Genomic DNA, 11912 nt, shown 5'->3' on the forward strand with positions numbered 1-11912 from the left:
GCCGCCGCTCCGGCGGGGCAGGCAGATTCAGGGGCGCCGGAGCCTTCTCAATCCGTGAGACCCGGCCCCGCTAACCTGGCGACCACCGACAACAAGACACCAAGGACCAAACCCATGGACGAGAACAAGAAGCGCGCCCTCACCGCCGCCCTGAGCCAGATCGAAAAGCAGTTCGGCAAAGGTGCGGTCATGCGCATGGGCGACAAGGCCATCGAGGCGGCCGAAGTCATTGGTACCGGCTCGCTGATGCTCGACATCGCGCTGGGCATCGGCGGCCTGCCCAAGGGGCGCGTCATCGAAATCTACGGGCCGGAATCCTCGGGCAAGACCACGCTTACCCTGCAGGCGATCGCCGAGTGCCAGAAGGCCGGCGGCACCGCCGCCTTCATCGACGCCGAACATGCCCTCGACCCCACCTACGCCCAGAAGCTGGGGGTCAACGTCGACGACCTGCTGGTCAGCCAGCCCGACACCGGCGAACAGGCGCTGGAAATCGCCGACATGCTGGTGCGCTCGAATTCGGTGGACATGGTCGTGGTCGACTCGGTCGCCGCGCTTACCCCGCGCGCCGAAATCGAGGGCGAAATGGGCGACCAGCTGCCCGGCCTGCAGGCCCGCCTGATGAGCCAGGCCCTGCGCAAGCTCACCGGCAACATCAAGCGCAGCAACTGCATGGTCATCTTCATCAACCAGCTGCGCATGAAGATCGGCATCATGATGCCGGGCCAGAGTCCGGAAACCACCACCGGTGGCAACGCGCTCAAGTTCTACGCCTCGGTGCGCCTGGACATCCGCCGCATCGGCGCGGTCAAGAAGGGCGACGAAATCATCGGCAACCAGACCAAGATCAAGGTGGTCAAGAACAAGATGGCGCCGCCGTTCAAGATCATCGTTACCGAAATCCTCTACGGCCAGGGCATCAGCCGCGAAGGCGAGCTGATCGACATGGGCGTGGACGCCAAGCTGATCGACAAGGCGGGCGCCTGGTACAGCTACAACGACGAGCGCATCGGCCAGGGCAAGGAAAATGTCCGCCAGTGGCTCAAGGACAACCCGGCCGTGGCCAAGGACCTGGAAGCCAAGCTGCGCGAGAAGTTCGTGCCCGGCCTGGTGATCGGCGACGAAAACGCCGAGGCCGTCGAGGGCTGAGGCCGGCATGGGCCGGCCGCGCGGCGAAGCCGCCGACGCCTACCAGCGGGCCCTGGGCCTGCTGGTAAGGCGTGAACATTCCCGCCGCGACCTGTCCCGCAAGCTGGCGCAGCGCGGCGTCGAGCCCGCCGAGGCCGACGCCGCCGTCGAGCGGCTGGCCGAGCAGGGTTACCAGGACGACAGCCGTTTCGCCGCCAGTTTTGCCCGCGACCGCGCCGGTTCGGGTTACGGGCCGGTCCGCATCCGGGTGGAGCTGGCCGGCCATGGCCTGGGAGAAGACGCCATCCAGGTGGCCCTGGACGCCTGCGAGGCCGACTGGCCGGCGTCCGCCCGGCGCCAGGTCGAACGGCGCTGGACGGCCGCCGTGCTGGCCGATCCCAACCGCCGCCGCAAGGCAGTCGAATTCCTGCTGCGGCGGGGTTTCGACCAGGACAGCGCCTGGGCGGCGGTGCGCGGCCGGGCCCGGGCTGAAGACGAGGACGGGTCTTAGACGATTCAGCTGGGCAGGGTGGGGACGGCTGCGCGCTCCGGGCTGGTAATCTTGTGGGTCTGGCCGCACCTTTCAGGCGTGGCCCCCGACATTATTGCCAGCCAGCCCATGACCAAGACCAGCCACCAGATCCGCCAGGATTTCCTCGACTTCTTCCAGTCCAAGGGCCACCAGGTCGTGCCTTCGAGCCCGCTCGTGCCCGGCAACGACCCGACCCTGTTGTTCACCAATGCCGGCATGGTGCAGTTCAAGGACGTCTTCCTGGGCGCCGAGAAGCGCAGCTACACGCGCGCCGTTTCCTCGCAGCGCTGCGTGCGCGCCGGCGGCAAGCACAACGACCTCGACCAGGTCGGCTACACCGCGCGCCACCACACCTTCTTCGAGATGCTGGGCAACTTCAGCTTCGGCGACTACTTCAAGCGCGAAGCCATCACCTGGGCGTGGGAGCTGCTGACCGAGGTCTGGAAACTCCCGAAGGAGCGCCTGCTGGTCACCATCTACCACACCGACGACGAAGCCTTCGACATCTGGCACAAGGACGTCGGGCTGCCGGCCGAGCGCATCATCCGCATCGGCGACAACAAGGGCGCGCCGTTCGCCAGCGACAACTTCTGGCAGATGGCCGACACCGGCCCCTGCGGCCCCTGCAGCGAAATCTTCTACGACCACGGTGAGCACATCGCCGGCGGCCCGCCGGGCAGCCCGGACGAGGATGGCGACCGTTTCATCGAGATCTGGAACAACGTCTTCATGCAGTTCGACCGCCAGGCCGACGGCGCCCTGCTGCCGCTGCCCGCGCCCTGCGTCGACACCGGCATGGGCCTGGAACGCATTTCGGCCGTGCTGCAGCACGTGCACAGCAACTACGAAATCGACCTGTTCCAGCACCTGATCAAGGCCGCGGCCGCGCTGACCGGCAAGCAGGACGACCTGGAAAACAAGTCGCTGCGCGTCATCGCCGACCACGTGCGCGCCTGCAGCTTCCTGGTGGTGGACGGGGTGCTGCCGTCCAACGAAGGCCGCGGTTATGTGCTGCGCCGGATCATCCGCCGCGCCATCCGCCACTTCTGGAAGCTCGACGGCCTGGCTCCCGAGGGCAAGTTCTGGCGCATGGTGCAGCCGCTGGTGGAGGTGATGGGCGAGGCCTATCCGGAATTGGTCGCCAAGCGGAAGCTGGTCGAGCAGGCGCTCAAGGGCGAGGAAGCCGCGTTCGCGCAGACGCTCGACGCCGGCATGACCCGACTGCAGGACTACCTGGCGGCCTCGGGCAACCGCATCCGCGGCGACCAGCTGTTCCAGCTGCACGACACCTACGGCTGCCCGCCCGACCTGATCGCCGACCTGCTGCGCGAGAACGCCGACAAGGGCTGGGCCCTGGCCGAGGGCGCGCTGGACGAGTACGACACGCTGATGGACCAGCAGCGCGACCGCGCCCGCGCCGCCAGCAAGTTCGCCGGCGGCGTTGTGCTGCCGGCCGAACTGGTCTCGGGGCTCAAGCCCAGCGAATTCCGCGGTTATGAAGAGCTGGAAGCCGACGGCTGCCGCGTGGTCGCACTGGTGCGCGACGGCAAGCCGGTCGAAGAAATCGCCGCCGGCGACGAGGCCGTGGTGCTGCTCGACGGCACGCCCTTCTACGCCGAGTCCGGTGGCCAGGTCGGCGACACCGGCACGCTGCTCGATTCGCGCGGCATCCGCTTCGTGGTCGCCGACACCCTGAAACTATCCGGCGTTTTCCATGGCCACGTCGGCAAGCTGGTCGCCGGCAGCCTCAAGCGCGGCGACCTGGTGTCCGCGCGCGTCGACCCCGCCCGCCGCCAGGCCACCGTGCTCAACCATTCGGCCACCCACCTTCTGCACGCGGCGCTGCGCAAGGTGCTGGGCGAACACGTCACCCAGAAGGGTTCGCTGGTCGCTCCCGACCGCCTGCGCTTCGACTTCGCGCATTTCCAGGCGATCACGCCCGAGGAGCTGGCGCGCATCGAGGCCATGGTCAATGCGGAAATCCGCGGCAACGCCGAAGCCGAGATCCACCAGATGGGCATGCAGGAAGCCATGGACTTCGGTGCCATGGCCCTGTTCGGTGAAAAATACGGCGAACGCGTACGCGTGCTGCGCATGGGCGATTTTTCGACCGAACTGTGCGGCGGCACCCACGTGCACCACACCGGCGACATCGGCTTGTTCAAGATCATCAGCGAAGGCGGCGTCGCCGCCGGCGTTCGCCGCATCGAAGCGGTCACCGGCGAAGGCGCGCTCGCGCACATCGCCGAGGAAGAGCGCCGCCTGGCCCAGGTGGCCGGCCTGCTTGGCGGCAGCCCGCGCGACGTGCTCGACAAGCTCTCGCAGCTGCTCGATCGCCAGAAGAAGCTCGAACGCGAGCTCGAATCGATCAAGGCCAGGGCCGCCGCCGGCGCCACCGCCGACCTGGCCGCCTCCGCCCCGGAAGTGGCCGGCGTGAAAGTCGTCGCCGCACGCCTGGAAGGCCTGGATGCCAAGTCCCTTCGCGAAGCGGTGGACCAGCTCAAGTCGCGCCTGGGCGACGCGGTGATCCTGCTGGCCTCGGCCCAGGACGGCAAGGCGTCGCTGGTGGCGGGCGTGCAGGGCGGCGCGCTGGGCAAGGTGAAGGCGGGCGAGTTGCTGGCGCACGTTGCCGCCCGAATCGGCGGCAAGGGTGGCGGTCGGCCCGACATGGCCCAGGGCGGCGGCAGCGACGGCCCCGAACTGCTTGCCGCGCTGGCCGACGTGCCGGCCTGGGTCGCAGGGCGGCTGGGCGACTGATCGCGCCCGCCCGGGCCTTCGTTGCGCCCCGGGCGGCGGAGAACTATCCTCCGGGACATGCCGCGCGTCGTGCGCGGTCGGGGAACCGCGGGTCACGCGCCATGCGGGCCGGTGCAGGGACGTATCGGGAGGGAAAGGGATGCTGATTCTGACGCGAAGGGTGGGAGAGACCCTGATGATCGGTGACTCGGTCACCGTGACGGTGCTGGGCGTCAAGGGCAATCAGGTTCGGATCGGCATTACTGCGCCGAAGGACGTGGCCGTGCACCGCGAGGAAATCTTCCAGCGGATCCAGAAGGACGACGTACCGGCGACCGGATCGGGCGACGCCGATGCGGGTTTACCTAAGCCGGGCTGAAGGGCTATCCTATGCGGCCGGTTTCACCCGCAGGGTGATTGCCGGGAACTGTTTCCGGAGTGATGCCCGAGTGGCTGAAGGGGCTCCCCTGCTAAGGGAGTATAGGGTCAAAAGCCTTATCGAGGGTTCGAATCCCTCTCACTCCGCCAGGTCGATGGATCGCCGCCCCAGGGCGGCGATTTTTTCGCCCCGGCAGCAGGTGGTGGCAGCCTGGTAGTGCGAAAAAGTTGTTACGAAAGTATTGACGGTTTCACTGCAGTGCCCCATAATTTCGCTTCTGCGCGCCCGTAGCTCAGCTGGATAGAGCACCAGGCTACGAACTTGGTGGTCGGGAGTTCGAATCTCTCCGGGCGCGCCACTAATGCAAACAGGGTGCTTCGGCACCCTTTTTGTTCGGACGACGGGGCCACGGCGCATTGCGCCCGAATCCCCGCCGGCCGTACAGTGAGACTCCTCAAGGCGTGCCGGTCCGGGCGTCGGGCTTCACCGCCGGGGTATAGCTCAGCCTGGTAGAGCGCCAGCTTTGGGAGCTGGATGTCGTGGGTTCGAATCCCTCTGCCCCGACCAGGCCGTTCTGCCCCGGACCTGCGATCCGCATGGATGCGGCGTGCACCAGACCGGTATCATCCCGGCCAGGCGCCCGTAGCTCAACCGGATAGAGCACCGGCCTTCTAAGCCGGCGGTTGCAGGTTCGAGTCCTGCCGGGCGCGCCAGGTGGGCAAGGTGGCGGAGGCAGGGTGGTTTTACATTGGTGGATGTAGCTCAGTTGGTTAGAGCATCGGATTGTGATTCCGAGGGTCGCGGGTTCGAGTCCCGTCTTCCACCCCAGTTCCAAGCGCGGCATAATGTCGCGTCGCAGCCGCTTCGGCGGGAAGATAACGGGCCGTTAGCTCAGTTGGTAGAGCAGTTGACTCTTAATCAATAGGTCGTAGGTTCGAATCCTACACGGCCCACCATCTTCCCCAAGAATCGAACCCGCGCGGCGTTGCGAAAGTGGCGAAACTGGTAGACGCGCTGGATTTAGGTTCCAGTGGGGCAACCCGTGAGAGTTCGAGTCTCTCCTTTCGCACCATCCGGCAACGGAGGCGCGGGGACGAGCCGAAGCTCCGCGGGTTTTTTCATTTTCGCGCCCCATCCAAAGGCGCGTCGCAGGAGTGAACATGCAAGTCTCGCTTGAGAACACCGCCAACCTGGAACGTCGCCTCACCGTCAGCCTGCCGGCCGACCGTCTCGAGGGTGCCGTCGGCAACCGCCTGCGCGAAATCGCGCGCACGGCCAACATCAAGGGCTTCCGCAAGGGCAAGGTCCCGACCAAGGTGATCGAGCAGCGCTTCGGCCCGCAGGTCCGGTCCGAGGCCTACGGCGACCTGGTGCGTGAAAGCCTTGGCGAAGCCATCCGCCAGGAGAAGCTGCAGGTCGCCGGAAACCCGGAGATCAAGGCCGAGCCGGAAGGCGAGGGCGGCGAGATCCGCTACACCGCCACCTTCGAAGTGGTCCCCGAATTCGGCGAGATCGATCCGGCCAAGCTCGAGATCGAACGTGTCACCGCCACCATCGAAGAGTCCGACATCGACACGATGATCGAGACCCTGCGCCAGCAGCGCCGCAGCTGGGAGCCGGTCGAGCGCGCCGCGCAGGCCGGTGACCTGGTCCAGGTCGAAACCTCCGCCACCACCGACGCCGGCCGCGTGCCCGCCGAGGGCGTCGAGCGCGGCGCCACGGTGATCGGTTCGAACGTGATGTACCCGGAGCTCGAGCAGCGCCTGGCCGGCATGAAGGCCGGCGACGAGGCCGAGTTCGAGGTCACCTTCCCGGAAAACTGGCGCAATGCCGACCTGGCCGGCAAGGCCGCCAAGGTCGCGGTCAAGGCGATCAAGGTGTCGGCGCCCAAGCTGCCCGAGGTCGACGAAGCCTTCATCAAGAGCTTCGGCATCAAGGGCGGCAAGCTGGAAGTGTTCCGCAAGGAAGTGCGCGCCAACCTCGAGCGCGAGCTCAAGGGCAACCTGATGCAGCGCCTGCGCGCGGAAGTGGCCAGCAAGCTCGTCGCCGCCTACGCCGACGTCGAACTGCCGCCGCGCATGGTCGAGGCCGAAGCCCGCAACATGGCCGCCAGCGCCCAGCAGCAGGCGCGCCAGCAGGGCCAGGCCAACGCCACCTTTGAAGCCGCGCAGTTCAAGGACGCCGCCCACAAGCGCGTCGCCGCCGGCTTGCTGGTGGGTGAAATCGCCCGCCAGAACAAGCTCACGCTCGACAACAAGCGCCTGACCGAAACCCTGCAGCTGATCGCCTCGACCTACGAGGACCCGGCGCAGGTGGTCGAGCTTTACCGCACCGACGCCAACCTGATGGCCGGCCTGCGCAACCGCGTCATGGAAGAGCAGGTGATCGACTGGATCGCCGAGCGTGCCAAGGCCACCGAAAAAAGCGTCAGCTTCACCGAACTGATGCGTCCGGCCGCCTGAGGCGGTCACCAAGGAGGAATCGCGAATGGATCCGATCAAGGGCTTGAACCTGGTGCCGATGGTGGTCGAACAGACCAGCCGCGGTGAACGCGCTTACGACATCTACTCGCGGCTGCTCAAGGAACGCGTCATCTTCCTGGTCGGTCCCATCGACGACTACATGGCCAACGTCATCGTCGCCCAGCTGCTTTTCCTCGAGGCCGACAACCCCGAGAAGGACATCAGCCTGTACATCAACTCGCCGGGTGGCATCGTCACTTCCGGCATGGCGATCTACGACACCATGCAGTTCATCCGCCCCGACGTGAGCACCATCTGCGTCGGCCAGGCGGCTTCGATGGGCTCGCTGCTGCTGGCCGCCGGCGCCGCCGGCAAGCGCTATTGCCTGCCCAGCTCGCGGGTCATGATCCACCAGCCGCTGGGCGGCTTCCAGGGCCAGGCCAGCGACATCGAGATCCACACCCGCGAAATCCTGACCATGCGCGACCGGCTCAACGCCATCCTGTCCAAGCACACCGGCCAGCCGGTCGAGCGCATCGCCAAGGACACCGATCGCGACAACTTCATGGACGCCGAGACCGCCAAGGCCTACGGCATGGTCGACGAAGTGCTCGACCGCCGCCCTGAAGACAGCATCCAGGCGGGCTGAACGCCCGTCCCCACGCGGCCTTCACGCGCGCTCCGGCCCCCGCCAGGGGCCGGGGCTTGACCCGCGCCGGCCTGTGATATTCTCGCTCCCGACCCACTTCACCAGGGCCCAGACAGCATGACCGAAGACCGCCAGGGCCGCTCCGGCGACAGCAGCAAGATCCTTTACTGCTCCTTCTGCGGCAAGAGCCAGCATGAGGTGCGCAAGCTGATCGCGGGCCCCAGCGTGTTCATCTGCGATGAATGCGTCGAGCTGTGCAACGACATCATCCGCGAGGAGCTCGAGGAGAAGGCCCATGCCGCGCGCAGCCACCTTCCCAAGCCCAAGGAAATCCTCGAGGTCCTCGACCAGTACGTGATCGGCCAGCACCGCGCGAAGAAGACGCTGTCGGTGGCCGTGTACAACCACTACAAGCGCATCGAAAGCCGGATCAAGAACGACGACATCGAACTGTCGAAGTCCAACATCCTGCTGGTCGGTCCCACCGGCTCGGGCAAGACCCTGTTGGCCGAAACGCTTGCGCGCCTGCTCAACGTGCCCTTCACGATCGCCGACGCCACCACCCTCACCGAGGCCGGTTACGTCGGCGAGGACGTCGAGAACATCATCCAGAAGCTGCTGCAGAAGTGCGACTACGACGTCGACAAGGCGCAGCAGGGCATCGTCTACATCGACGAAATCGACAAGATCTCGCGCAAGTCCGAGAACCCGTCCATCACCCGCGACGTCTCGGGCGAGGGCGTGCAGCAGGCCCTGCTCAAGCTCATCGAAGGCACGGTCGCCTCGGTGCCGCCGCAGGGTGGCCGCAAGCACCCGCAGCAGGAATTCCTGCAGGTGGACACCAAGAACATCCTGTTCATCGTCGGCGGCGCCTTCGCTGGCCTGGACAAGATCATCCAGGCGCGCAGCACGGACGCCGGCGGCATCGGCTTCGGTGCCAAGGTCAAGTCCAGCGAGCGCAAGATCGAGGTCGGCAAGCTGCTGGCCGAGGTCGAGCCCGAGGACCTGGTCAAGTTCGGCCTGATCCCCGAGTTCGTCGGCCGCCTGCCGGTGGTCGCAACGCTCGAGGAACTCGACGAAGCGGCCCTGGTGAAGATCCTCACCGAGCCCAAGAACGCCATCACCAAGCAGTTCCGCAAGCTGTTCGAGATGGAGGGCGTCGAGCTCGAGGTCCGGCCGGACGCCCTGCTGGCGATCGCGCGCCGGGCGCTCAAGCGCAAGACCGGTGCCCGAGGCCTTCGCACCATCATGGAGTCGGTGCTGCTCGACACGATGTATGAGCTGCCGTCGCTGGAAAACGTCAGCAAGGTCGTCGTGGACGAGTCGGTCATCAACCACCAGACCGAGCCCTACCTGATCTACAGCTCGGGCCCCCAGGCCAGCCCCAAGGCCGCTTCCGCGGACTGAACGGGGGCACGCAAGTCCTTGAAACACGGGCCGGTTTTTCCGGCCCGTGTGCGTTTGCGCGGCAAAGCTTGCAAGCAGCCCCCCGGGACCCCATAACCTGAGCCATACCGGGGCCTGGCCCCCGAGGAGCCTTCACATGCAAGACACCCCCAAGATCGCCCTCCGCGTCGACCTGCCCGTGCTGCCCCTGCGCGACGTGGTCGTGTACCCGCACATGGTGATCCCGCTGTTCGTGGGCCGGGACCGGTCGATCAAGGCGCTGGACCTGGCCATGGCCGGGGACAAGCAGATCCTGCTGGTCGCCCAGAAGAGCCCGGACACCGATGACCCGGCCGCCGGGGACCTCTATTCGGTCGGCACCCTGGCCCAGGTGCTGCAGCTGCTCAAGCTTCCCGACGGCACCATCAAGGTGCTGGTGGAAGGCTCCGGGCGCGTGGCCATCGACGGCTACGGCGAGCGCGAAGGCGCGCTGACCGCCACCGGCGAGGAAGTGGACTCGGTGCACGAGCGCGACGAACGCGAGCTCGAGGTCACCCTGCGTTCGCTGATGAGCCTGTTCGAGCAGTACGTCAAGACCAACCGCAAGCTGCCGCCGGAGTTGCTGACCACCCTGTCGGGCATCGAGGACCCCAGCCGCCTGGCCGACACCATCTCGGCCCACCTGGGCGCGCGCCTGGCCGACAAGCAGCAGCTGCTCGAAACCCTCGAGGTCGGCCAGCGCCTGGAAATGCTGATCGGCCTGGTGGACGGCGAAATCGACGTCCAGCAGATCGAGAAGCGCATCCGCGGCCGTGTCAAGTCGCAGATGGAGAAGAGCCAGCGCGAGTACTACCTCAACGAGCAGATGAAGGCGATCCAGAAGGAGCTCGGCGAGCTCGACGAGGCGCCCAACGAACTCGAGGAACTGGCCAAGAAGGTCGCCAAGGCGGGCATGCCCAAGGCCGTGGAAACCAAGGCCAAGTCCGAGCTCAACAAGCTAAAGCAGATGTCGCCGATGTCGGCCGAAGCCACCGTCGTGCGCAACTACATCGACTGGCTGGTCGGGGTGCCCTGGAAGAAGCGCAGCAAGGTGCGCAAGGACCTCAAGGCGGCCCAGGACGTTCTCGACGCCGACCACTATGGCCTGGAGAAGGTCAAGGAACGCATCCTTGAATACCTCGCCGTGCAGTCGCGCGTGAAGCAGATGCGTGGCCCGATCCTGTGCCTGGTCGGACCGCCGGGCGTGGGCAAGACCTCGCTTGGCCAGTCCATCGCCAAGGCCACCAACCGCAAGTTCGTGCGCATGTCGCTGGGTGGCGTGCGCGACGAGGCCGAGATCCGCGGCCATCGCCGCACCTACATCGGCTCGATGCCGGGTCGCATCGTGCAGAACCTGAGCAAGGTCGGCAGCAAGAACCCGCTGTTCATGCTCGACGAACTCGACAAGATGAGCATGGACTTCCGCGGCGACCCGTCGTCGGCCCTGCTCGAGGTCCTGGACCCGGAGCAGAACAGCGCCTTCAATGACCACTACCTCGAGGTCGACCTGGACCTGAGCGAAGTGATGTTCATCGCCACGGCCAATTCGCTCAACATCCCGGGCCCTCTGCTCGACCGCATGGAAGTGATCCGCATCCCCGGCTACACCGAGGACGAGAAGCTGCACATCGCCCAGCGCTACCTCATTCCCAAGCAGCTCAAGGCCAATGGCCTGCAGCCGGCCGAACTCAAGATCGGCGAGAGCGCGGTGCGCGACATCGTGCGCTACTACACGCGCGAATCGGGCGTGCGCAACCTCGAGCGCGAGGTGTCCAAGGTCTGCCGCAAGGTGGTCAAGGAAATCGCGCTTGCCGGGCCACGCAAGGCCGGCAAGGGCGGGATCAACGTCACCTCCAAGAACCTCGACAAGTACCTGGGCGTGCAGCGCTTTGATTTCGGCCGCGCCGAGCAGGAAAACGAAGTCGGCCTGGTCACCGGCCTGGCCTGGACCGAGGTCGGCGGCGAACTGCTGCAGATCGAAGCCACGCTGCTGCCGGGCAAGGGCCAGCTGATCCTCACCGGCAAGCTGGGCGACGTGATGCAGGAGTCGGTGAAAGCCGCCTACAGCGTCGTGCGTTCGCGCAGCGAACGCCTTGGGCTGGACGCCGAGTTCCACCAGAAGTTCGACACCCACGTGCACGTGCCCGAGGGCGCCACGCCCAAGGACGGGCCGAGCGCCGGCATCGCGATGGTCACGGCCCTGGTGTCGGTGCTGTCTGGCGTGCCGGTCCGTGCGGACGTGGCGATGACCGGTGAAATCACCCTGCGCGGCCGCGTGCTTCCCATCGGCGGCCTCAAGGAAAAACTGCTCGCCGCGCTGCGTGGCGGCATCCGCACGGTGATCATCCCGGAAGAGAACCGCAAGGACCTGGTGGACATCCCCAAGAACGTCACCCAGGGCCTGGAGATCATCCCGGTCAAGTGGATCGACGAAGTGCTGGACGTGGCCCTGGTGCGCACCCTGGCGCCGGAGTCAACGCCCGAGCCCACGCCCGATGCGGCCGAGGGGCAGGACCAGAAGGACACCGGAGGTGCCCCGCTGCGGCATTGAGTATTTGCACGAAACAATGGCTGGAAGCCGCGAAATAAAAGGCTTTCGCT

8 protein-coding genes and 7 tRNA genes are annotated in these 11912 nt (G+C 66.4%); all 15 read left to right on the forward strand.

The window, feature by feature from the left end:
• The first annotated feature begins 114 nt into the window (after nt 1-114).
• The 15 genes from recA (at nt 115) to lon (ending at nt 11862) form a co-directional block, all read left to right on the forward strand.
• On the forward strand, nt 115-1149 hold the full coding sequence (gene recA, locus IEX13_RS03465) for a recombinase RecA (RefSeq protein WP_188661365.1): 1035 nt from the start codon (nt 115-117) through the stop codon (nt 1147-1149).
• Nucleotides 1150-1156: 7 nt separating this feature from the next.
• Nucleotides 1157-1639 (forward strand): regulatory protein RecX, encoded by a 483-nt coding sequence (locus IEX13_RS03470; RefSeq protein ID WP_188661368.1) that lies wholly within the window; start codon nt 1157-1159, stop codon nt 1637-1639.
• Nucleotides 1640-1747: 108 nt separating this feature from the next.
• Nucleotides 1748-4417, forward strand: coding sequence for an alanine--tRNA ligase (alaS, locus tag IEX13_RS03475; protein WP_188661371.1), 2670 nt, complete (start codon nt 1748-1750; stop codon nt 4415-4417).
• 139 nt (nt 4418-4556) lie between these two features.
• Nucleotides 4557-4775 carry a carbon storage regulator CsrA gene (gene csrA / locus IEX13_RS03480; RefSeq protein ID WP_188661372.1) on the forward strand — a complete coding sequence of 73 codons (219 nt, stop codon included), beginning with the start codon at nt 4557-4559 and terminating at the stop codon, nt 4773-4775.
• A 56-nt stretch (nt 4776-4831) separates the two neighbouring features.
• Nucleotides 4832-4924: transfer RNA gene (locus IEX13_RS03485), tRNA-Ser, on the forward strand.
• Between the two features lie 132 nt (nt 4925-5056).
• Nucleotides 5057-5133 (forward strand) — tRNA-Arg (locus IEX13_RS03490).
• Between the two features lie 132 nt (nt 5134-5265).
• A tRNA-Pro gene (locus IEX13_RS03495) sits at nt 5266-5342 on the forward strand.
• 69 nt (nt 5343-5411) lie between these two features.
• Nucleotides 5412-5488, forward strand: a tRNA-Arg gene (locus IEX13_RS03500).
• Nucleotides 5489-5526: 38 nt separating this feature from the next.
• Nucleotides 5527-5603, forward strand: a tRNA-His gene (locus IEX13_RS03505).
• Nucleotides 5604-5655: 52 nt separating this feature from the next.
• Nucleotides 5656-5731 (forward strand) — tRNA-Lys (locus tag IEX13_RS03510).
• A 31-nt stretch (nt 5732-5762) separates the two neighbouring features.
• Nucleotides 5763-5847: transfer RNA gene (locus IEX13_RS03515), tRNA-Leu, on the forward strand.
• 88 nt (nt 5848-5935) lie between these two features.
• A complete protein-coding gene (tig, locus tag IEX13_RS03520) occupies nt 5936-7237 on the forward strand; it encodes a trigger factor (RefSeq protein ID WP_188661375.1) in 1302 nt (433 codons plus the stop codon).
• 25 nt (nt 7238-7262) lie between these two features.
• Nucleotides 7263-7886: an ATP-dependent Clp endopeptidase proteolytic subunit ClpP gene (clpP, locus tag IEX13_RS03525; RefSeq protein WP_188661376.1), complete on the forward strand. Its 624-nt coding sequence runs from the start codon at nt 7263-7265 to the stop codon at nt 7884-7886.
• 117 nt (nt 7887-8003) lie between these two features.
• Complete coding sequence (gene clpX / locus IEX13_RS03530; protein WP_188661380.1) at nt 8004-9293, forward strand: ATP-dependent Clp protease ATP-binding subunit ClpX; 1290 nt, start codon at nt 8004-8006, stop codon at nt 9291-9293.
• Nucleotides 9294-9429: 136 nt separating this feature from the next.
• The gene (lon, locus tag IEX13_RS03535) at nt 9430-11862 is read left to right on the forward strand and encodes an endopeptidase La (RefSeq protein ID WP_188661383.1); all 2433 of its coding nucleotides are present in this window, start codon (nt 9430-9432) and stop codon (nt 11860-11862) included.
• Nucleotides 11863-11912 lie beyond the last annotated feature (50 nt).

This window comes from Arenimonas soli (genome assembly GCF_014643775.1).
GTDB lineage: Bacteria > Pseudomonadota > Gammaproteobacteria > Xanthomonadales > Xanthomonadaceae > Arenimonas > Arenimonas soli.